Below are 21,735 nucleotides of genomic sequence, written 5' to 3'. Positions count from 1 at the left end.
GGAAGGTCAGCGCCGCACCTGCAGCCGCAGCATGCCGCTGCGTTCCCACACCGCGGTTTCCTCGTCGAGCAGGTACAGCGTGCGGGGGTGGGTGTCGGTCCAGGTCGACGGCACGGTCAGCACCGCGACCTTGTCCTTGCGGGACAGCGTGACACGCGCCGGGTCCACCGCCTGGCGGGCGTGGCAGCCGATGATGGCCAGGCGCAGGCACATCACCTGCCAGGCGAACGATTCGTCGCCCAGCTGCGGCTCGACCTTGCGCAGGCCACCGCGCTGCGCGAGCACGAGTTCCGCGAGCCGGCGCTGCTCGGACTGCGAGAAGCCCGCCGCGTCGGCGTGGCCCAGCAGGTAGGCGCTGTGGCGGTGGTGGTCGTGGTGCGAGACCATCATGCCGATCTCGTGCAGCGCGCAGGCCCAGGCGAGCTGGCGCACGCGGGCCGTGTCGGCCGCGGGCTCCACCTGGCCGAACAGCGTGGACGCCACCGAGGCCACGCGCTGGGCCTGGGCGGTGTCCACCTCGAAGCGGCGCTGCAGTTCCTGCACGGAGGCCTCGCGCATGTCGTGGCTGCGGGCGCCGGCCTGCGAGCCTTCGCGGCGTTCGTCGAGGTCGAAGATCACGCCCTGGCGCAGCGCGCCGCGCGCCGGCTGCAGCGCGTCGATGCCGAAGTGCGTGGCGAGGGTGTAGAGGATCGCGAGGCCACCGCCGAGCACGGCGCGGCGGTCGTCCTTCAGGCCCGTGAGGGCGAGGCGGTCGGCGCGGCCGGCCTTCAGGCACTGCGCGATGCACCAGCGCAGGCCATCGGGCGTGATGGCGCCGTCGGTGATCCCGTTGGCCTGCAGCAGCTGCGACACGGCCCCGGCCGTGCCGGACGAGCCGAGCGCCTCGGTCCACAGCGAGCGGGCGAAGGGCGCCAGGGCCTCCTCGAACTCGGCGCCGGCGGCGATCTGGGCGTTGCGGAAGGCCTGTTCGGTGAACTTGCCGTCGGGGAAGAAGCGCAGCGACAGGCTCACGCTGCCCACCTGGAACGACTCGGCGCGCTGCGGCGTGCGCCCGCAGCCGAGGATCATCTCGGTGGAGCGGCCGCCGATGTCGATCACGAGGCGGGGCTGCTCGGAGGGCTGCAGGCGGGCGACGCCGGCGTAGATCAGGCGCGCTTCCTCGCGGCCGGAGATGACCTCGATGGGGTGGCCCAGCACGGTCTGCGCGCGGGCGAGGAACAGGTCGCGGTTGCGGGCCTCGCGCAGCGTCTGCGTGGCCACGGCGCGCACCTGGCCCGGCGCGTAGCCGGCCAGCCGCTGGGCGAACCGCGAGAGGCAGGCGAGGCCGCGGGCGGCCGCTTCTTCCGTGAGCATGCCGTCGGTGTCGAGGCCGGCGCCCAGGCGCACGGTTTCCTTCAGGTACTCGACGCGCTTGTAGCGCCCCGGGGTGATCTGGCCGATCTCGAGGCGGAAACTGTTGGAGCCGATGTCGATGGCGGCCAGGTCGGAGGGGGACACGGAGGGGCGCGGGGAACTCATGGGCCTGATTGTCCGGTGTTTTTGTGGCACTCCGGCGCGCGAGACGCGAACAAGGTCGGGCGCGCACGGGCTTTGGGTTCCTTCCTAGAATGCGACGTTTCACAGGCCCCCGTTCGCAACCCAGGAGTTCCACCCATGAGCCGTTCCGAGTTCGACAGCCTCACCCCCACCCGCGACTTCACCCGCCGCAGCTTCGTCCAGACGGCGGTGGGCTCGGGGTTCGCCGCCGCCGTGCTGCCGGTCAGCGCGCAGACCATCACCACCGACACGGCCGGCCTGACCGCCGGCGTCGTGAACATCCCCGTGGGCGGCAGCAGCATCCCTGCCTACCGTGCGGCGCCCGCCGGCAAGACCGGGCTGCCGGTCATCCTCGTGCTGTCGGAGATCTTCGGCGTGCACGAGCACATCGCCGACGTGGCCCGGCGCTTCGCCAAGCTCGGGTACCTCGCGATCGCCCCCGAGCTGTTCATCCGCCAGGGTGATGCCAAGGCGTACACCGACATCCCGAAGCTGCTGTCCGAGGTGATCGCGAAGGTGCCCGACGAGCAGGTGATGGCCGACCTCGACGCGTCGGTGGCGTGGGCCAAGGCCAACGGCGGCGACACGTCGCGCCTGGGCGTGACCGGCTTCTGCTGGGGCGGGCGCCAGGTGTGGCTGTATGCCGCCCACAACCCCGCCGTGAAGGCGTCGGTGGCCTGGTACGGCAAGCTGGTCGGCGAATCGACGCCGCTCTCGCCGAAACAGCCGGTGGACGTGGCCGGCAAGCTGGGTGGCCCCGTGCTGGGTCTCTATGGCGGCGCCGATGCAGGCATTCCGCTTGACAGCGTTGATAAGATGAAGGCGGCCCTGGCCTCGGGCAGCCCGGCGGCGAAGAAATCGGAGTTCGTCGTGTACCCCGACACCCCGCACGCCTTCCACGCCGACTACCGCCCCAGCTACCGCAAGGAAGCGGCCGAGGACGGCTGGAAACGGGCAACCGCCTGGTTCAAGGCCAACGGGGTGGCCTGAAAGCTGCTCCCCTCCCGGAAGGCCGCGCACCGCGCGGCCTTTTGTTGTTTGTCCTCTCTGCGGGTTTGACGTGACGGTTCGCGCATGACGCTCTTGTACATCCTGGTGGCCACCTTCGCGGGTGGGCTGCTGTCGGTCGTGATCGCGGCCAGCCTCACCGTCGGCGTGTTGTCGAAGGTGGTGCACCACCTCGTGAGCCTGTCCACCGGCGTGCTGCTCGGCACCGCGCTGCTGCACGTGCTGCCCGAGGCCTTCGAGAGCAGCGCCAGCCCGCATTCGCTGTTCCTCACGCTGCTGGCCGGCCTGCTGTTCTTCTTCCTGCTGGAGAAGGCCGAGCTGTACCGCCACGGCCACCACCACGAGAACGACCACCACCATCACCACCACGGCTTCGACCGCCACCAGGCGGGGCGCGGCGGCTGGAGCGTGCTGGTGGGCGACAGCATCCACAACTTCTGCGACGGCATCATCATCGCGGCGGCCTTCCTGACCGACTGGCACCTGGGCGTCGTCACCGCGGCGGCCATCATCGCCCACGAGATCCCGCAGGAGGTGGGCGACTACATCGTGCTGCTCAACGCCGGCCTGTCGCGCAAGAAGGCACTGCTCTACAACGCGGCCTCCGGCCTCGCGGCGGTGCTGGGCGGCATCGTGGGCTACTTCGTCGTGGGCCCGTGGGAGCAGCTGTTCCCGTACATGCTCGTCGTCGCCTCCAGCAGCTTCATCTACGTGGCCGTGGCCGACCTGATCCCGCAGCTGCAGCACCGGCTGCCGCTGCGCGAGACGCTCGCGCAGATCGCGTGGCTGGCGGTGGGCCTGACCATCACGATGCTGATCGTGGGGTCGTTGCATTCCGGGCACGGGCACGCCCACTAAGATCCCGGAACTTCCGGGCCCGAGGGCAGTCTGCCAGGGCGATACCGTCCCCGAGGGCTGCCGATGTTCCGTTCGTGGCGTCTCCTGCTCAACCTCCTGCCGGCGCTGCTGCCGGCGTGCGCCGGCGCGCAATCCACGGTGGTCACCACCGAGCATGTGCGCGCCGAACTGCTGGCCCACGCCCCCGAGGGCGTGGCGCCGGGCAAGCCGCTGTGGCTCGGCCTGTCCATCGACCACCAGCCGAAGTGGCACACCTACTGGAAGAACCCCGGCGACTCGGGCCTGCCCACCACGTTCAAGTGGACGCTGCCCGAGGGCGTCCAGGCCGGCCCCATCGAGTGGCCGGTGCCGTTGCCGTTGCCATTCGGCCCGCTGATGAACCACGGCTACGACGGCCAGGTGCTGCTGCCCGTGGCGGTGACGCTCGCCCCGGGCACGGGCGACGTCGAGGTGGCCCTGCGGGCCGATTGGCTCGTGTGCAAGGACGTCTGCATTCCGGAATCGGGTGAGTTCCGCCTGCGGCTGGCGGCCGGCACGGTGATCGATGCCCAGGCGAAACGCTTCCAGGCAGCGCGGGCCGAGGCCCCGGTGGAACCGCCGGGGGCGAAGGGCTCGGCACGGGTCGACGGCGAGGTGCTGGCGGTCGACGTCGACGGCCTCCCGGCCTCGGCACAAGGCAGGACGCTGCGCTTCTTCCCCGAACTGGGCGGCGTGGTCGACCCGGCCGCGCCGGTCGAGCAGCGCTGGGACGGCGGCCGCTGGGTCGCCCGCGTGCCGCTGTCACCGCAGCGCTCCGAAAGCCCCGAGACACTGGCCGTCGTGCTGGCCGATGCCGCGCGGCCAGGCGGCTGGCGCGTGGGCGTGCCGGTGGCAGGACCTTGGCCGGCGCCTGGTGCCCCGTCGCCCGCGGTCGAACCCTTGCCGGTGCCTGAACCGCCCGCATCCCTCGCGGCATCGATGGGCCTCGCGCTGCTCGGCGGCCTGCTGCTGAACCTGATGCCCTGCGTGTTCCCGATCCTGTCGCTGAAGGTGCTCGGTTTCGCCAAGGCCGGCCAGGACCGCCGCGTGCTCGCCGCCCAGGGCCTCGCGTACACCGCGGGCGTGGTGGCCTCCTTCCTCGCGCTGGCCGGGCTGCTGCTGGCGCTGCGCGCCGGCGGCGAGGCGCTCGGCTGGGGCTTCCAGCTGCAGTCGCCGCTGTTCGTGGCGGGGCTGGCCGTGGTGTTCACGCTGATCGGGCTGAACCTGGCCGGGGTCTTCGAGTTCGGCTCGGTGCTGCCCGGCAGCCTCGCATCGCTCCGGCTGCACCACCCGCTGGCCGACCAGGCGCTGACCGGCGTGCTCGCGGTGGCGGTCGCGTCGCCGTGCACCGCGCCGTTCATGGGCGTGGCCCTGGGAGCCGCGCTGACCCTGCCCACGGTCGAGGCGCTGGCCGTGTTCGCCGCGCTCGGTGTCGGCATGGCCCTGCCGTACCTCGCCGCGAGCCTCGTGCCCGCCGTCGCCCGCGCACTGCCTCGGCCGGGCGCGTGGATGGCGCGGTTCAAGGTCGCGATGGCGTTCCCGATGTTCGCCACCGTCGTGTGGCTCGTGTGGGTGCTGGGCCAGCAGGCGGGCATCGACGGCGCGGCGGGGCTGCTCGCGGTGCTGGTGGCGGTGGCCTTCGTGATGTGGGCGCTGGGCTCGCCGGGCATCGGCGCGCGCGGGCGGGTGGTGCTGGGCGCGGTGGCCGTGCCGGTGCTGGTGGTCGCCGTGCTGTGGGCCTGGCCCGGCCTCGACGACGCGCGGGCGCCCCGGGCCGCCGTGCCGGAGGCCTCGGCCGACTGGCAGGCCTGGAGCCCCGAGGCCGTGGCCGCCGCCCAGGCCGAGGGCCGGCCCGTGTTCGTCGACTTCACCGCGGCCTGGTGCGTGACCTGCCAGTTCAACAAGCGCACCGCGCTCGCCGACCCCGCCGTGCTGGCGCAGGCGCGCGGTGCCGGCGTGCTGCTGCTGCGCGCCGACTGGACGCGCCGGGACCCCGTCATCACCCGCGAACTCACGCGACTCGGCCGCAGCGGCGTGCCGGTGTACGCGCTCTACGCCCGGCCGGACCAGCCGCCGCGCCTGCTGCCGGAAGTGCTCCGTGCAGCCGACGTGCGGGAGGCCCTGGCCGGAATCCCCACCGCCCGCGACGGCGGGCCGACCTCAAGGAGCCCTTCATGAAGAACCACTGGAAACTCGGCGTGCTGGGTGTGGCGCTGCTGGCCGCCAGCGGCGCGATGGCGCAGGCGGCGGTCGGCAAGCCCGCGCCGGCCTTCACCGCCACCGACCTCGCCGGCAAGCCGGTCGCGCTGTCCGACTTCAAGGGCAAGTTCGTCGTGCTCGAGTGGACGAACCCGGAGTGCCCGTTCGTCAAGAAGCACTACGACAGCGGCAACCTGCCGGCCACGCAGAAGGACGCGACGGCCAAGGGCGTGGTGTGGCTGTCGATCCAGACGGTGCCGTCGGCCGACCCCAAGGCGCGCACCGAACTGCAGTCGTGGCAGGCCACGAAACATGCGGCCGCCACCGCGTCGGTGATCGACGACGGCAGCATCGGCAAGGCCTACCGCGCGGCCACCACGCCGCACATGTACATCGTCGACCCGAAGGGCCAGCTGATTTACGCGGGCGCCATCGACAGCAAGCCCACGTCGAACCCGGCCGACATCGCCGGGGCCACGAACTACGTGAACCAGGCCCTCGGCGAGGCGCTGGCCGGCAAGCCGGTGAGCCAGCCGGTGACGAAGGCGTACGGCTGCACGGTGAAGTACCCGACCTGACCGGGACAACTTGGCCGGGATGACCTCAAGTTGCCCGGCCCGTGGCCGAAATGGAGGGATCCCTGCCCGAGGCGCCCGCCGGCGCCCGCGTGGCCGGGCGTCGGGGCGGTGCCAGCGGGTGGTCTGCACGGCCGCCCCTGGAGATCCCGACCATGTCCTTCGCTTCACCGTCCCCCGTCCGCGCGGACCCCGCCGACCTGGCGGCCATCGACCGCACCGGCGACCTCGTCATGTGGGTCACGCTGCTGTGCAGTTCGCTGGCCGCCTTCGCCATCGGCCACCACTTCGGCACGCTGGGCACCGCCGCGATCGTCAGCACCGTGCTGCTGCTCGCCGGCACGGCCGCCATCGCGACGATGCGCGGCCGCCGTGCGGCGCGCATCGTGCTCACGGTCTGCAACGTCGCGGCCATCGCGCTGCACATCCAGCTCGGGCGCGGCACCATCGAGTTCCACTTCGGCGTGTTCGTGCTGCTGGGCCTGATCCTGGTCTATCGCGACTGGCGCCCGCTCGTGTTCGCCGCCGGCCTGTTCGCCGTGCACCACGTGCTGTTCGACCGCCTGCAGGCCTTGAACCTGGGTGTCTACTGCACGCCCGAGCCGGACCTGCTCAAGACGATGATGCACGCCATCTACGTGGTGGCGCAGACGGCCATCGAGGTGTACCTGGCGATCGGCCTGCGCCGCGCGGCGGTCGAGGCGGCCGAGCTGTCGGCCCTGGTGCGCAGCGTGGACCGCGACGGCCTGCTGAACCTCGACGTGGCCGACGTGCCGGTGTCGGCGCCCACGGCGGTGATGCTCAAGGCCACGCTCGGCAAGGTGGAGGCCGCGATGGCCGACGTGGGCCTGGCCGCCGCCACCGTGGAGGAGGCCGCCACCGAGATCGCCAACGGCAACCTCGACCTCAGCCAGCGCACCGAGGAACAAGCCACGAACCTGCAGGCCACCGTCTCGTCGATGGAGCAGCTCACGGGCCACGTGATGGGCACCGCCGAGACCGCGAACACCGCGAACCGCCTGGCCGACCACGCGTCGGCCGCGGCCGCCGAGGGCAGCGAGGTGGTGGGCCGCGTGGTGGGCACGATGGACGACATCTCCGCCTCGTCGCGCAACATCGCCGACATCATCGGCGTGATCGACGGCATCGCGTTCCAGACGAACATCCTGGCCCTGAACGCCGCGGTGGAAGCCGCGCGTGCGGGCGAGCAGGGCCGCGGCTTCGCCGTGGTGGCCGGCGAGGTGCGGGCGCTGGCCCAGCGCTCCTCGGTGGCCGCGAAGGAGATCCGTGCGCTGATCGCGCGCTCGACCGAACGCGTGGACGCGGGGGCCGGCCTCGTGGGCGAGGCGGGCTCCCGCATGGCCGACATCGTCGAACAGGCGCGCCGCGTGAGCACGCTGATCGGCGAGATCTCGGTGGCCTCGGGCCGCCAGAGCGAGGGCATCTCGCGCATCGGCGAGTCGGTGAGCCTGCTCGACCAGGCGACGCAGCAGAACGCCGCGCTCGTGGAAGAAAGCGCGGCCGCCGCCGAGAGTCTGAAGATGCAGGCGCGGCGCCTCAACGCGGTGGTGCGCCGCTTCCTGCTGGCACCCCGATCGCTCGGAACCTGATCAGCGGACGACCAGCACCGGGATCTTGGTGTGCGTGAGCACCTTCTGGGTCTCGCTGCCCAGCAGCAGCGCGGTCACGCCGCGCCGCCCGTGCGAGGCCATCACGATCAGGTCGCAGGCCTTGTGCTGCGCGTGTTCGATGATGGCTTCCCACGGGTGCAGCGCCTCGATGGTGTGGGTCTCGCAGACCACGCCCTGCGCCTCGGCCAGTGCGGCGACGTCGGCCACGCGGCTGGCGGCGATGCGCTCCTGCGCCTCGAAGAATTCCTGAGGCGGCGTGGGCTGCATCTCCGAGATGGCGCTGTACGGGAAGGGTTCCTTCACGCTCAGCACGTAGACGCGGGCGCCCAGGGAGGCGGCCAGTGAGAGGGCGCTGGCCACGGACTTCTGCGTGATGTCCGAACCGTCGGTGGGGACCAGGATGCGTTGGAACATGGTGGACCTCCTTGCGGATGCAACGGCCCCAGCGTAGACCGGCCGCGGTGACCGGTCAATGACGGATGTCCTACGCGGCCGGGGACTTCTCCACCGGGCGCTCCGGATCCGCCGACCACTCGCTCCACGATCCCGGGTACAGCGTGGCGGTGCCGAGGCCGGCGACTTCCATCGCGAGCACGTCATGGCACGCCGTGACCCCCGAGCCGCACGACACCACCACCGACCCCTTTGCCGCGCCGTCGACCAGCGGGGCGTACTCGGCGCGAAGCTGCGCGGCCGGCTTGAAGGTGCCGTCGGCCTGCAGGTTGTCCTTGAAGAAGCGGTTGCGGGCGCCGGGGATGTGGCCGGCGACGCGGTCGATGGGTTCGACGTCGCCCCGGTAGCGCTCGGGCGCGCGGGCGTCGAGCAGGCGCAGGCCGGGCAGGCGGGCGAGGACGGCGGCGGCATCCAGCGTGGGCATGGCGGGCGCGGGCGCGGGCGTGATGGCCACGGGCTTCGGCACGGGCACGTCGGTGGCGAGCGATCCGCCGGCGCGCACCCAGGCGTCGACGCCGCCGTCGAGCAGCGCGACCCGCGTGTGCCCCATCCAGCGCAGCACCCACCACGCACGCACCGCGAACATGCCGGCCTGGCGGTCGTACACCACCACCTCGCGGTCCGGGCCGATGCCGACCGAAGCCATCCACGCGGCATATTCGTCGCGCGTGCGCAGCGGATGGCGGCCGTTCATGCCGGTCTTCGCGCCCGACAGGTCGCGGTCGAGGTGCACGTACAGCGCGCCGGGCAGGTGGCCCAGCACGTACGCTTGTTCGCCGGCCGCCGCGTCGGCGAGGTCGAAGCTGCAGTCGAGCAGCAGCGGGGCAGGGGACGCGCCCAGCAGCGCGGAGGCGGAGATCAGCGGCGTGTCCATGGCGTGCGGGTCCTCAGGTCTCGTTCATGATGGTGGTGTCGGTCTTGTTCGTGACCTTGGTGCGCAGCATCGTGGCCGCGACCCCGGCGCCGATGATCAGCGCCATGCCGGCCAGCGCCATCCAGGTGACCGGGTCGTCGAACAGCAGCACGCCGTAGCCGAACGCGAACGCGATGCCCAGGTACTGCAGGCTCGCGTTGACGAGCGTGCGGCCCGTGGCGTACGCGCGGGTCATCAGCAGCTGGGCCGTGGTGGCGAGCAGGCCCACGGCGATCAGCAGCCCGGCGCCCTTCCAGGTGTGGGCGTGGAAACCGTCGTTGAGCAGCGTCATGCCCGCGCCGGCCACCACACCGCCCAGCGAGAAGTAGAAGACGGTGCGGTACTCGGGCTCGCCGGCCCGGCCGAGGGCCGTGACCTGCAGGTAGGCCGTGGCCGAGATCATCCCCGAGATCAGCCCCACGAGGCCGTGCCACAGCTGCTGCTGGTCGATGGTGGGGCGCAGCACGAGCGCCACGCCGCCGAAGCCGAGCAGGATGGTGCCCACGACCTTGCCGTCGACCCGGGTGGTGCCCAGGGCCACGGCGCCGCCGATCAGGAACAGCGCCATCCACACCGACGACATGTAGTTCAGCGTCATCGACGTGGCGAGCGGCAGGTTGCCGATGGAATAGAACCACATGCACAGCGCCGTGACGCCGGTGAGCGAGCGCCAGAAGTGCATGCCGGGCACGCCGGTGCGCAGCGTGCCGCCGCGGACGCGGCTGACGATGAACAGCATCGTGGCCCCGATCAGGCCGCGGTAGAAGACGATCTCGCCGGTGCCGTAGAGGCTGGAGGCGAGCTTGACGCACACCCCCATCGTGGCGAACAGGAAGGTCGCCAGGACCATCAGGGCGGAAGCGGGCATCAGGCTCGGAAATTCATCGTTCGGCGGTACCAGGCATGGAACTCGCGCATGCCGTCTTCCATCGGGGATTGATAGGGACCCACTTCGTTGTCGCCGCGTTCGTGCAGCGCCTTGCGGCCGGCGTCCATGCGCAGGGCGATCTCGTCGTCCTCGACGCAGGTCTCCAGGTAGGCGGCCTGCTGGGCGTCGACGAAGTCGCGCTCGAACGCGTGGATTTCCTCGGGGTAGTAGAACTCCACCACGTTGACGGTCTTCTGCGGCCCCTTCGGGTACAGCGCCGAGACCACCAGCACGTGCGGATACCACTCGATCATGATGTTCGGGTAGTACGTGAGCCAGATGGCCCCGCGCTCGGGCGGCACGCCGTCGCGGAACGCGAGCACGGCGTCGTGCCACTTGCGGTACACGTCCGAGCCGGCCTTCACGAGGGCGTTGTTGGTGCCCACGGTCTGCACCGAGTGGTGCCTGCCGAACTCCCACTCGAGGTCGTTGCAGGTGACGAACTGGCTCAGGCCGGGGTGGAACGGGCCCACGTGGTAGTCCTCGAGGTACACCTCGATGAACGTCTTCCAGTTGTAGTCGCACTCGTGCACGTGCACGCGGTCGAGCACGTAGCCGTCGAAGTCGAGCGCGGCGCGGGGGCCGATCTGGCCCAGCTCGGCGGCGATGTCGCGGCCGTTGTCCTCGAAGATCAGCCCGTTCCAGCTGCGCGTCTTGTAGGCGTTCAGGTGGAGGCAGGGGTCTTCGGGGAAATGCGGGGCGCCCACCAGCTGGCCCTTCAGGTCGTAGGTCCAGCGGTGCAGGGGGCACACGATGTTCTTGCCGGTGTTGCCGCGCCCGCGCAGCATCACCGCCTGGCGGTGGCGGCAGACGTTCGACAGCAGCTGGATGCCCTCGGCGGTGCGCACGAGCGCGCGGCCTTCCCCCTCCTGGGGCAGGGCGTAGTGGTCGCCGACCTCGGGCACGGCGAGTTCGTGGCCGAGGTACCGGGGACCGTGCTGGAAGATCAGCTCCATCTCGCGGCGATGGAGGTCGTCGTCGAAGTAGGCTGCTACGGGGAGTTGCGAGCGATGCTGCTCGAGAGCTTCGAGGGTGAGGCTCAGGTCGGACATGATCCCGAGGATCTCCTATAACCGATGTTCACGGCCACCCCCGGGGGGTGACCGCAGGAGTGGGATGTCTCGCTGCGCACGGCGCGCTGTTTTTAGCGAGGCCCCGGATTGTAACGGAAGGAAGGGCATGACGCCGAGCAGCCCTCCGTGCAAGACCCCCATTGCGGGGAAGCTACAGGCGGTAACCCGGGATGTCCCGCCGTGTCCGGCCTGACTACAATCCCCTATTTCCTTCGCACGATGGCCAAAGCTCCCCCCGCCCCGACCGCTGCTCAGCTGCCCGACAGCTATGAAGAAGCCCTGGCCGAGCTGGAACGCCTCGTGGCAGCGATGGAGGGCGGGCAATTGCCGCTCGACGCGCTGCTCGGCAGCTATCGCCGAGGGGCCGAACTGTTGAATTTCTGCCGTTCGAGACTGGACGCCGTGGAAACCCAGGTCCGGTTGCTCGAGGACGGTCAGCTGAAACCCTGGACTGATTCATGAGCTTGTTTTCCGTAGCCGCTGCCTCCGTGCCGCAGTCGGTGCCCTTCGACGCGTGGCTCCGGGCCGAGCTGGACACCGTCGAGTCGGCGCTGTCGGCCTGGGTGCCCGGCACCGCGCCGGCCGGCCTCGGCCAGGCCATGCGCTATGGCGTGCTCGACGGCGGCAAGCGCCTGCGTCCGCTGCTGGTGCTGGCCGCCGCCCAGGCGGTGGGCGGCCACCGCGAGGCCTCGCTGCGCGCCGCCTGCGCGGTCGAGCTGATCCACGCCTATTCCCTCGTGCACGACGACATGCCGTGCATGGACAACGACGTGCTGCGCCGGGGCAAGCCCACCGTGCACGTGCAGTTCGGCGAGGCCCAGGCCATGCTGGCGGGTGACGCCATGCAGGCGCTCGCCTTCGAGGTGCTCACGCCCGACGACGGGGTGCCCGCGGCCCTGCAGGCCAAGTTGTGTTCGCTGCTGGCCCGCTCGGCCGGCCACGCCGGCATGGCCGGCGGCCAGGCCATCGACCTCGCGAGCGTCGGCGTGCCCCTGAACGAGCAGGCCCTGCGCGACATGCACCACCGCAAGACCGGCGCCCTGCTGCAGGGCAGCGTGCTGATGGGGGCCGCCTGCGGCGACCTGCCCCCCGCCGCCTGGTCGGCCCTGGCCGACTACGGCGACGCCGTGGGCCTCGCCTTCCAGGTGGTCGACGACATCCTCGATGTCACGCAGGCCTCGGAAACGCTCGGCAAGACGGCCGGCAAGGACATGGACAACAACAAGCCCACCTACGTGAGCATCCTCGGCCTGCCGGCCGCGCGTGCCCACGCGGAGGAGCTGCGCAACAAGGCGCAGGCGGCGCTCGCGCGAAGCGGCATCGCCAACGTCGAACGCCTGAAGGTGCTGGCCGACAAGGTCGTGGAAAGAGACAACTGATGAACCCCACCCTCCTGCAAAAGATCGACGGCCCGGCCGACCTGCGCGGCTTGTCGCGGCTGGAACTCAAGCAGCTCTCCGCCGAGCTGCGCGAATTCCTGCTGCAGAGCGTCTCGCAGACCGGCGGGCACCTGTCGTCGAACCTGGGCACGGTCGAGCTGACCATCGCGCTGCACCACGTGTTCAACACGCCGCAGGACCGCATCGTCTGGGACGTGGGCCACCAGACCTACCCGCACAAGATCCTCACCGGCCGCCGCGACCGCATGTCGACGCTGCGTCAGCTGGGCGGCCTGTCGGGCTTCCCGCGCCGCGACGAGAGCGAGTACGACACCTTCGGCACCGCCCACTCGTCCACCTCCATCTCGGCCGCGCTCGGCATGGCCGTGGCCGCGAAGATGAAGGGCGAGGACCGCCGCTCCATCGCCGTGATCGGCGACGGCGCCATGACGGCCGGCATGGCCTTCGAGGCCCTGAACAACGCCGGGGTCGCGGGCGCCAACATGATCGTGGTGCTCAACGACAACGACATGTCGATCTCCCCGCCGGTCGGGGCGCTCAACCGCTACTTCGCCCGCCTGATGAGCGGCAAGTTCTACGCCACGGCGCGCGACACCGCGAAGAACGTGCTGAAGAACGCGCCCCCGCTGTTCGAGCTGGCCCGCCGCCTCGAAGAGCACGCGAAGGGCATGGTCGTGCCGTGCACGATCTTCGAGGAGTTCGGCTTCACGTACTTCGGCCCCATCGACGGCCACGACCTCGACTCGCTCGTGCCCACGCTCGAGAACCTGCGCGGCATGAAGGGCCCGCTGTTCCTGCACGTCGTCACGAAGAAGGGCTACGGCTACAAGCTCGCCGAGGCCGACCCCATCGCGTACCACGGCCCGGGCAAGTTCAACCCCGCCGAGGGCCTGAAGAAGCCGTCGGGTGTGCCCAAGACCACCTTCACGCAGGTGTTCGGCCAGTGGCTGTGCGACATGGCCGCCGCCGACGAGCGCCTCGTGGGCATCACGCCCGCGATGCGCGAGGGTTCGGGCATGGTCGAGTTCGAGCAGCGGTTCCCGAAGCGGTACCACGACGTGGGCATCGCCGAGCAGCACGCCGTCACGTTCGCGGGCGGCCTCGCCTGCGAGGGCATGAAGCCCGTCGTGGCCATCTACTCCACCTTCCTGCAGCGCGCGTACGACCAGCTCGTGCACGACGTCGCCATCCAGAACCTCCCGGTGGTGTTCGCGCTCGACCGCGCGGGCCTGGTCGGTGCCGACGGCGCTACGCACGCGGGCAACTACGACATCGCCTTCCTGCGCTGCATCCCGAACGTCAGCGTGCTGACCCCGGCCGACGAGCGCGAGTGCCGCCAGCTGCTGAGCACGGCCTACGCGCAGAACCATCCGGTGGCCGTGCGCTACCCGCGCGGCGCCGGTGTCGGCGTGGTGCCGGGCGACGGCCTCGAGACCCTGCCGTGGGGCAAGGGCGAGGTGCGCCGCCGCGGCGAACGCGTGGCCATCCTGGCATTCGGCACGCTGCTGTACCCCGCGCTCGAAGCCGCCGAGAAGCTCGGCGCCACGGTGGCGAACATGCGCTACGCCAAGCCGCTCGACGCGGCCCTGGTGGCCGAGCTGGCCCGCACCCACGACGCCCTCGTCACGGTGGAGGACGGCTGCGTGATGGGTGGCGCGGGCAGCGCGGTGCTCGAGGCCCTGCAGGCGGCCGGCCTGAACGTGCCCGTGCTGGTGCTGGGCCTGCCCGACCAGTTCATCGAACACGGCGACCCGGTCAAGCTGATGAGCCTCAACGGGCTCGACGCCGCCGGCATCGAGGCCTCGGTCATCAAGCGTTTCGGCGCGAAGCCGGCGCTGCTGCGCCCGGCCGCCAACCACTGAGTTCGAGACCCCGCGCGGAACCAATCCGCGCCCGGCCCGGTCCGAGACCGGGCCCCCATCACTCCTGCACCGCATGAACTGGCCCTACGAACTGCAGATCGGCTGGCGCTACACGCGCGCGGGACGCGCCGGCCGGCGCAACGGCTTCATCTCCTTCATCTCCGGCGTGTCGATGCTCGGCATCGGGCTCGGCGTCGCGGCGCTCATCATCGTGCTGTCGGTGATGAACGGCTTCCAGAAGGAGGTCCGCGACCGCATGCTGTCGGCCATCGCCCACATCGAGGTGGTCGACGCCTACGGCGCCGCGCTGCCCGACTGGCAGGCCACCGCCGCGAAGGCGCGCGAGAACCCGCAGGTGATCGGCGCGGCCCCCTTCATCGCGATGCAGGCCCTGATCGCCCGCGGCGAGGACATGCGCGGCGCCGTCGTGCGCGGCATCTCGCCGAACGACGAGGCCACGGTCACCGAGGTGGCCGCGAAGCTCAAGGACACCACCCTCGCGAAACTCGTCCCCGGCCAGTGGGGCATCGTGCTGGGCGTGGAACTCGCGCGGTCCCTGGGCGTGCGCGAGGGCGACAACGTCACCATCGTGGCCCCGGGCGGCCAGGTCACGCCGGCCGGCGTGGTGCCCCGCCTGAAGCAGGTCACCGTGGTCGGCACCTTCGACTCGGGCCACTACGAGTACGACAGCACGCTCGCGATGATCCACATCGAAGACGCGGCCAAGCTGTTCCGCCTCGAGGGCCCGTCGGGCGTCCAGCTGCGCCTGAAGAACCTGCACGACGCCCGCGACGTGGGCGCGCAGCTGTCGCAGGTGCTCGGCCCCGAGGTCTCGGTGCGCGACTGGACCCGCACCAACCGCAACTGGTTCTCGGCCGTGCAGCTCGAGAAGCGGCTGATGTTCATCATCCTCACGCTGATCGTCGCGGTGGCCGCGTTCAACCTCGTCTCCACGCTCGTGATGACGGTGACCGACAAGCGCGCCGACATCGCGATCCTGCGCACCCTCGGCGCCACGCCGCGTTCCATCATGGGCATCTTCATGGTGCAGGGCGCGCTGTCCGGCGTGATCGGCACGCTGGCCGGCGTGGTGCTCGGGCTGCTGGTGTCGTTCAACATCGGCACCCTCGTGCCGGCGCTCGAGCGGCTGCTCAACACCAGCTTCCTGCCGGGCAGCATCTACCTGATCAGCCGCATGCCCAGCGACCCGCAGTGGGGCGACATCCTGCCCATCACCCTGATCTCGCTCGTGCTCGCCTTCCTCGCCACGCTGTACCCCAGCTGGCGGGCCAGCCGCGTCCAACCCGCCGAGGCCCTGCGTTATGAATGACCCCGTGATCGAGGCCGTGGGCCTGCACAAGCGGTTCGACGAAGGCGGGCTCGACGTGCAGGTGCTGCAGGGCGTGGACCTGCGCGTGGCGCGTGGCGAGGCCGTGGCCGTCGTCGGCGCGTCCGGTTCCGGCAAGAGCACGCTGCTGCACCTGCTGGGCGGCCTCGAGGCGCCGAGCCGCGGCACCGTGCGCCTGGCCGGCCGCGACTTCGCCCACATGGGCGCGGCCGAGCAGGGCCAGTGGCGCAACCAGCACCTCGGTTTCGTCTACCAGTTCCATCACCTGCTGCCCGAGTTCAGCGCGCTCGACAACGTGGCGATGCCGCTGCGCGTGCGCCGCCTGCCGGTCGAGCAGGCCCGCGACAAGGCCCGGGCCGTGCTGGCCCAGGTGGGCCTGGCCGGCCGGGTGGATCACCGTCCGGCCCAGCTGTCGGGCGGCGAGCGCCAGCGCGTGGCCATCGCCCGGGCGCTGGCCGGCAACCCGGCCTGCGTGCTGGCCGACGAGCCCACGGGCAACCTCGACCGCCGCACGGCCGACACCGTGTTCGCGCTGATGATGGACCTGGCCCGCGAACACGGCACCGCCTTCGTGATGGTCACGCACGACGAGTCGCTGGCCGCTCGCTGCCACCGCGTGCAACACCTGACGCTCGGGCATCTGTCCTGACGGTAACGAATCGTGAATAATTCACCCTGGCACGCGTTGCGTGCCAGGGTGGAGTTTTTCCACGGTTGAGGAAAGCCGCAGGGCTGTGGTGTACTGCGCACGTTCAACGGACGAGCCAGACGGAGACACTGCGGGCCCGATGATCAAGACAACGCAACGCGGCCCGGCCCGGGGGTGGTCGTTCCTGCTCGTCCTCCTGCTCGCCCTGCTCTGGCCGGGTGCGAAGGCCTGGGCGCAGCCGCTCGAACTCCAGGGCCAATGGGTGCAGCTCGCCCCGCACGGTGAACCGGCCGCCGCCGGGCAGCCCGTGTCCCAGGTCGCGCCCACCGGCGGCCGCTTCCGCTTCGAGGCCGAGTTCGACGTGGGCCAGGTCGGCACGTACGTGATCGACTTCAAGAACTCCAGTGTCATCCAGCACTTCACGCACCGCGTGTACGACGTGCGCGGGCCGCAGGTGGCCGAGGTGTCCGGCGGCATCGGCAGCCTCGAGGCCAACCCGTACATGCTGCGCCATGGCCGCGAGGTGGTTCTGGAGCCCGGGCGCTACCGGCTGGTCTCCGACCTCGACTCGCCGTTCTACCTCGCGAGCCCCGAGCCGTACGTCGAACCCGCCGACACCTACCGCCAGTCCATCAAGCCCGGCAACGCGATCGTGCTGCTGTGCCTGGGCATCTTCCTCGGCCTGGGCGTCTACTACACGTGCCTGGCCGCGCTGCACCACCAGCGCGTGCATGCGATGTACGCGCTGTTCATCCTCGGCAACGTGCTCTACAACGGCACGGCGCTGCTGGCGTTCCGCGAGCTGTTCGGGTGGACCACGTTCTACCTGATCAGCGTGCCCATCCTGTTCTCCAACATCGCCTACATGGTGTTCGCGATCGGCCTGCTCGACATCCGCCCGCGCACCGCGCCCCGGCTGTACCGTGCCGGCTGCGCCGTGATCGGGGTGATGGCGTTGTTCGTCGTGGTGGCCGCGGTGCGGCCGAACTGGTCGCTCGAACTCGACCGCTTCGGCGTGGCGCTGTTCCTCGGCTTCGGCCTCGTCGCCGGCGCCGTGCAGTCGCTGCGCGGCAACGTGCTGGCCCGGCTGTACCTGCTCGCGAACGTGGGCTTCTTCGTCTCGGGGCTCGCGTCCATCACGCTCGTGGACCTGCATGGCGTCTACGCGATCTTCATCGAACACCTGGGCCTCGTGGCGGTGACCATCGAGGTGGTGCTGCTCGCCTTCGTGCTGTCGTACCAGTTCGGCCTGCTGCGGCGTGACAAGGAGGCGGCGCTCGCACGCGCCGAGGGCAACCTGCGGCTCGCCTGCACCGACACGCTCACCGGGCTGCCCAACCGCTATGCGCTCGAGCTCGAGATGGAGCGGCTGCCGTCCGAGGGCAGCCTCACGTTCGTCGACCTCGACGGCCTCAAGCACTACAACGACCACTTCGGGCACGCGAGCGGCGACGAGCTGCTGCGGGCCTTCGCACGCGATCTCGCCGAGCGCCTGGGCGAGTCGGCCACGCTGCACCGCCTGGGCGGCGACGAATTCGCCGCCACCACGCACGACGGCGACTTCGAGCGCGTGGACCGCCTGCTGCACGAGACCATCGACGCTCTGAGGGCCTCGGGCTTCCCGCTCAGCGGCGCCAGCAGCGGGTCGGTGCGCGTCTTCGAATGCACCCACCACGACCAGCTCAAGCACGTGGCGGACTCGCGCATGTACGAGAACAAGCGCCGCCGCCGCAAGGTGCGCGACCAGGACACCCAGATGGAGGCCGACTCCGTCTAGTTGAACCGTTCATCAACCACGAGGGGAGGGAAGAAGACATGCCCAAAGGCATCCGCTGGTCCTTGATCTGGCCCGTGCTGGCCACGCTGATCGTTCCGTTGATCGTCGCCTGGTTCGTGTACCCGGGCACCCACCTGCCGCCGGGCTTCGGCGTGTTCCCGCCGGCCTTCGTCGAGCAGATGCCGCCGTTCTGGCTGCCGTACTTCCTCCTCATGCTCGCGGTCGTGCTGGTGATCCTCGCGCTGCTGCTGTTCCCGTCCTGGTTCGGCTTCAAGCCGGTGGCGCCGCCCGCGCCCGTGGTGCCCGGGCCGCTGCCGTGGTGGTTCTGGGTGGGTGCCGCCGTCGGATGCTTCTTCCTGTGGCTGATGTTCGCCCGTTTCACCGTCTTCGGTGATCTCGTCTACTACGCGTTCTCGCCGCTGTGGTGGGGCTTCATCCTCGTGCTCGACGGACTGGTGTACCGCCGCACCGCGGGGCGCTCGCTGCTCGCCACGCGCCCGCACACGCTGTGGCTGAGCGCCCTCGTGTCCGTCGTGGGCTGGTACTACTTCGAGTTCGCGAACTACTTCGTGCTCGGCAACTGGTACTACCCGAACGGGCACATGCCGCAGCTCAGCCACGCGACGATCGTCGTGCTGTTCCTCGTCGCGTACACCACGGTGTGGCCGGCGATCTTCGAGTGGTACACGTTCCTCAACACCTTCCCGAAACTGTCGGTGCGTTACGCCGACGGCCCGAAGCTGCGCCTGCCGGGCGGCCTGCTGCTGTGGGGCGGTCTCGCCGCCATCGCGCTGATGGTGGTGTTCCCGCTGCCGCTGTTCTGGGTCGTGTGGATCGGGCCGATGGCCGTGATCGTCGGGCAGATGATCCGCGTGGGCGTCTGGACGCCGTTCACGGCGATGGGGGAGGGCAACTGGTCGCCCGCCATCCTCGTGGCGCTGTCGTCGCTCTTCAACGGCTTCCTGTGGGAGTTCTGGAACTGGGGCAGCGCGCAGCCGCCGGGCCTCGCGCCCACGAACCCCAACTACTGGATCTACGACATCCCGTACGTCAACGTGATCCACATCTGTGCCGAGATGCCGCTGCTGGGCTACTTCGGCTACCTGCCGTTCGGCGTGCTGGTGTGGGTGGTGTTCCTGTGGGCGGGCAAGCTGTTCGGGTTCGATGCGAGCCTCGGGCTGGGTGCGGCGGCGGTGCGGTCCGCCGCCACGTCGTCCGTGTCGCCGGAGGTCGTGCGGGAAGGTTGACGGCAGGAGCTGCAGACGCAAGGCAGGTTTGACCTCCGCGGGCCTCGCGGCGCGACGGGAAGGCCTGGCACGGGGCTTGTATGCCTGCGCCTCGCTCGACCTCGTCAACCCACGATTCCCAGGGAGGGAACCCATGACCTTGTTCCGCTTCGCGGCCGGCCTCGCCGTCGCCTGCGCCGCCTTGCCCGTGCTCGCCGTGCCGCAGGCCACGGCCCGCATCGACTTCGCCGCCGCCACCTTCAGCCTGGAGGACATCACGCCCGAGCCCGGGTTCTTCGGGGTGCAGTTCGGGGCGTCCACGGTGTGGGCCGACGCCTGCATCCGCCCCGGCCAGACCGAGGCCTGCGAGGCCTCGGGCACCCCCTCGACCTGGGGCGGCAGCGGTGTCTACCTGCCGGACACGCAGGTGGCCACGACCTTGGCCGACGGCACCACGGGCACGGCCTCGTTCTCGTCGGTGGGCCTGCGCTCCGAGCTGTCCGGCAACGGCGGCACCGGCCCGAAGGGGGTCAATACCAACTGGTTCAGCAGCCTCACGTTCAGCGGCACCGGGCGGCTGTGGGTCGAGGCCGACTATCACGTGGAGGCTGGCGGCATCGATGGCGCGACCTGGCGCGAAACCCTGGCGTGGGCCGGCATCATCCTGTTCCCCACGGGGTCGGCGCAGCAGCAGGTGGAAGCGATCGCCGTCGCACCGGGCCTGGGTGCGGTCGTGCGGGACGGCCGCCTGCGCATCTCCTACGACTTCCACGACGGCGACCAGCTGGGCGTCTTCATGCAGGCGCACACCCACCGGATCGCCCTGGCCGCACCGGTGCCCGAGCCGGCCACGTGGGCGCTGATGCTGGGCGGGCTGGCCCTGGTGGGGGCCGCGAGGGGCCGTCGCGTCCGAGGGTGATCCGCGGGGATGGCATCATCCCCGGATGCCCTGGATCGACACCCACTGCCACCTCGACGCCCCCGAGTTCGACCCCGACCGCGACGCGGTCGTGGCGCGCAGCAGGGCCGTCGGCGTGGAGATGCTGGTGTTGCAGGCCGTGGGCGCGTTCGACTTCGACACGGTGCGCGAGCTGGCCCACCGGCACGGGCTGTCGTACGCGCTCGGCATCCACCCGCTGTTCGTCGACCGTGCGGACGACGGTGACCTCGCCGTGCTGGCCGATCACCTCGCGCGGCACCGCGGCGACCCGCGCCTCGTGGCCGTCGGCGAGATCGGCCTGGACCACTTCGTCCCCGGGCTCGACCAGGTGCGCGCCGAGCGTTTCTTCGCGGCGCAGCTGGACCTCGCGAAGGCCGCTGGCCTGCCCGTGATCGTGCACGTGCGGCGCTCGGCCGACACGCTGCTCAAGCACCTGCGCAAGGCCGGCGTGGCCGGCATCGCCCATGCCTTCAACGGCAGCGACCAGCAGGCGAAGGTCTTCGTCGACCTGGGCTTCCGGCTCGGCTTCGGCGGGGCGATGACCTTCGATCGCGCGCACCAGATCCGCCACCTCGCCGCCACCGTGCCCGAGACCGCGCTGGTGCTGGAGACCGACGCGCCCGACATCCCGCCCCACTGGCTCTACCGCACCGCGGCCCAGCGCGCCGAAGGCGAAACCACCGGCCGCAACGAACCGGCCGAGCTGCCGCGCATCGCCGCCACGCTGGCGGAGCTGCGCGGCTGGACCCTCGAACACACCGCCGCCGTGTGCCACGCGAACGCACTCGCCGCGCTGCCGCGGCTCGCGGCTCTGGCAGACTCCACGGCTTGATGTCCGCTTCCCCTTCGCCCCTGCTGTGCGGCCTGCCGCCCGTGATCGACGCCCGCACGCGCCTCGTCGTGCTGGGCAGCTTTCCCGGCGTGGCCTCGCTCGAGGCGGGGCAGTACTACGCCCACCCGCGCAACCAGTTCTGGCCGCTGCTCTCGACGATCTGGGGCGTGGACCTGCGTGCGCTGCCGTACGCCGAGCGCCTGGCCGCGATGAACGACCACCACCTGGGCCTGTGGGACGTCTACGCCCACTGCCGCCGCGAGGGCAGCCTCGACCGCGCCATCGCGGACGCGCAGCTCAACGACCTCGCGAGCCTGCGCGTGCGGGCGCCGGGGCTCACGGCGGTGGCCCACAACGGCGGGGAGTCGGCGCGGTCGCGGCGTGTCACGGAGGCGCTCGGCGTCGACGTCGTGCGCCTGCCCTCGACGAGCCCCGCCAACGCCTCCTGGTCCTTCGACCGCAAGCTCGCCGCGTGGCGGGCCGTGTTCGAGGCCCACGGCCTTCTCTGA

The 21,735-nt window shown here is 70.9% G+C and carries 20 protein-coding genes; 15 read left to right on the top strand and 5 right to left on the bottom strand.

Going from position 1 to position 21,735, the window contains the following annotated elements:
• Positions 1-6: 6 nt before the first annotated feature.
• Positions 7-1,518: an exopolyphosphatase gene (gene ppx, locus A4W93_RS19555; RefSeq protein WP_085752201.1), complete on the bottom strand. Its 1,512-nt coding sequence runs from the start codon at positions 1,516-1,518 to the stop codon at positions 7-9.
• A 135-nt stretch (positions 1,519-1,653) separates the two neighbouring features.
• On the opposite strand from ppx, the gene A4W93_RS19550 reads away from it, so the two are divergent.
• The 5 genes from A4W93_RS19550 to A4W93_RS19530 all read left to right on the top strand — a co-directional run bounded on the left by A4W93_RS19550 (position 1,654) and on the right by A4W93_RS19530 (position 7,804).
• A complete protein-coding gene (locus A4W93_RS19550; protein ID WP_085752200.1) occupies positions 1,654-2,526 on the top strand; it encodes a dienelactone hydrolase family protein in 873 nt (290 codons plus the stop codon).
• A gap of 84 nt (positions 2,527-2,610) precedes the next feature.
• A complete protein-coding gene (locus tag A4W93_RS19545; protein WP_085752199.1) occupies positions 2,611-3,402 on the top strand; it encodes a ZIP family metal transporter in 792 nt (263 codons plus the stop codon).
• A 63-nt stretch (positions 3,403-3,465) separates the two neighbouring features.
• A complete protein-coding gene (locus A4W93_RS19540; protein WP_099959939.1) occupies positions 3,466-5,598 on the top strand; it encodes a protein-disulfide reductase DsbD family protein in 2,133 nt (710 codons plus the stop codon).
• Positions 5,595-6,197, top strand: a complete 603-nt coding sequence (locus A4W93_RS19535) for a redoxin domain-containing protein (RefSeq protein ID WP_085752197.1) — start codon at positions 5,595-5,597, stop codon at positions 6,195-6,197. Before A4W93_RS19540 ends, A4W93_RS19535 begins: the two co-directional genes overlap by 4 nt.
• Before the next feature lie 152 nt (positions 6,198-6,349).
• Positions 6,350-7,804 carry a methyl-accepting chemotaxis protein gene (locus A4W93_RS19530; RefSeq protein ID WP_085752196.1) on the top strand — a complete coding sequence of 485 codons (1,455 nt, stop codon included), beginning with the start codon at positions 6,350-6,352 and terminating at the stop codon, positions 7,802-7,804.
• Here A4W93_RS19530 and A4W93_RS19525 read toward each other — a convergent pair whose 3' ends face one another.
• The 4 genes from A4W93_RS19525 to A4W93_RS19510 all read right to left on the bottom strand — a co-directional run bounded on the left by A4W93_RS19525 (position 7,805) and on the right by A4W93_RS19510 (position 11,171).
• Positions 7,805-8,239, bottom strand: a complete 435-nt coding sequence (locus A4W93_RS19525; protein WP_085752195.1) for a universal stress protein — start codon at positions 8,237-8,239, stop codon at positions 7,805-7,807.
• Between the two features lie 70 nt (positions 8,240-8,309).
• Complete coding sequence (locus A4W93_RS19520; protein ID WP_085752194.1) at positions 8,310-9,152, bottom strand: sulfurtransferase; 843 nt, start codon at positions 9,150-9,152, stop codon at positions 8,310-8,312.
• A 13-nt stretch (positions 9,153-9,165) separates the two neighbouring features.
• Entirely contained in the window at positions 9,166-10,059 is an 894-nt protein-coding gene (locus A4W93_RS19515) for a DMT family transporter (protein WP_085752193.1), read from the bottom strand.
• On the bottom strand, positions 10,059-11,171 hold the full coding sequence (locus tag A4W93_RS19510; protein ID WP_085752192.1) for an aromatic ring-hydroxylating oxygenase subunit alpha: 1,113 nt from the start codon (positions 11,169-11,171) through the stop codon (positions 10,059-10,061). Before A4W93_RS19510 ends, A4W93_RS19515 begins: the two co-directional genes overlap by 1 nt.
• A gap of 240 nt (positions 11,172-11,411) precedes the next feature.
• On the opposite strand from A4W93_RS19510, the gene A4W93_RS19505 reads away from it, so the two are divergent.
• The 10 genes from A4W93_RS19505 (at position 11,412) to A4W93_RS19460 (ending at position 21,735) form a co-directional block, all read left to right on the top strand.
• Positions 11,412-11,654: an exodeoxyribonuclease VII small subunit gene (locus A4W93_RS19505; protein WP_085754242.1), complete on the top strand. Its 243-nt coding sequence runs from the start codon at positions 11,412-11,414 to the stop codon at positions 11,652-11,654.
• On the top strand, positions 11,651-12,571 hold the full coding sequence (locus A4W93_RS19500) for a polyprenyl synthetase family protein (RefSeq protein ID WP_099959938.1): 921 nt from the start codon (positions 11,651-11,653) through the stop codon (positions 12,569-12,571). Before A4W93_RS19505 ends, A4W93_RS19500 begins: the two co-directional genes overlap by 4 nt.
• Positions 12,571-14,454, top strand: coding sequence for a 1-deoxy-D-xylulose-5-phosphate synthase (gene dxs, locus A4W93_RS19495; RefSeq protein WP_085752190.1), 1,884 nt, complete (start codon positions 12,571-12,573; stop codon positions 14,452-14,454). Before A4W93_RS19500 ends, dxs begins: the two co-directional genes overlap by 1 nt.
• Before the next feature lie 73 nt (positions 14,455-14,527).
• Positions 14,528-15,784 carry a lipoprotein-releasing ABC transporter permease subunit gene (locus tag A4W93_RS19490; protein WP_085752189.1) on the top strand — a complete coding sequence of 419 codons (1,257 nt, stop codon included), beginning with the start codon at positions 14,528-14,530 and terminating at the stop codon, positions 15,782-15,784.
• The gene (locus A4W93_RS19485) at positions 15,777-16,451 is read left to right on the top strand and encodes an ABC transporter ATP-binding protein (protein WP_085752188.1); all 675 of its coding nucleotides are present in this window, start codon (positions 15,777-15,779) and stop codon (positions 16,449-16,451) included. Before A4W93_RS19490 ends, A4W93_RS19485 begins: the two co-directional genes overlap by 8 nt.
• 139 nt (positions 16,452-16,590) lie before the next feature.
• Positions 16,591-18,228: a sensor domain-containing diguanylate cyclase gene (locus A4W93_RS19480; RefSeq protein WP_085752187.1), complete on the top strand. Its 1,638-nt coding sequence runs from the start codon at positions 16,591-16,593 to the stop codon at positions 18,226-18,228.
• A 38-nt stretch (positions 18,229-18,266) separates the two neighbouring features.
• Positions 18,267-19,475: a mechanosensitive ion channel protein MscS gene (locus A4W93_RS19475; protein WP_085752186.1), complete on the top strand. Its 1,209-nt coding sequence runs from the start codon at positions 18,267-18,269 to the stop codon at positions 19,473-19,475.
• A 133-nt stretch (positions 19,476-19,608) separates the two neighbouring features.
• Positions 19,609-20,373, top strand: a complete 765-nt coding sequence (locus A4W93_RS19470; protein WP_085752185.1) for a PEPxxWA-CTERM sorting domain-containing protein — start codon at positions 19,609-19,611, stop codon at positions 20,371-20,373.
• Between the two features lie 25 nt (positions 20,374-20,398).
• Positions 20,399-21,226, top strand: a complete 828-nt coding sequence (locus A4W93_RS19465) for a TatD family hydrolase (protein WP_085752184.1) — start codon at positions 20,399-20,401, stop codon at positions 21,224-21,226.
• Positions 21,226-21,735, top strand: a complete 510-nt coding sequence (locus A4W93_RS19460) for a DNA-deoxyinosine glycosylase (RefSeq protein ID WP_085752183.1) — start codon at positions 21,226-21,228, stop codon at positions 21,733-21,735. Before A4W93_RS19465 ends, A4W93_RS19460 begins: the two co-directional genes overlap by 1 nt.

The sequence above is a fragment of the Piscinibacter gummiphilus genome, assembly GCF_002116905.1.
Taxonomy (GTDB): Bacteria; Pseudomonadota; Gammaproteobacteria; order Burkholderiales; family Burkholderiaceae_C; genus Rhizobacter; species Rhizobacter gummiphilus.
The sequence above is the reverse complement of the archived record's forward strand: the minus strand, read 5'-3'. Positions and strand labels throughout refer to the sequence as shown.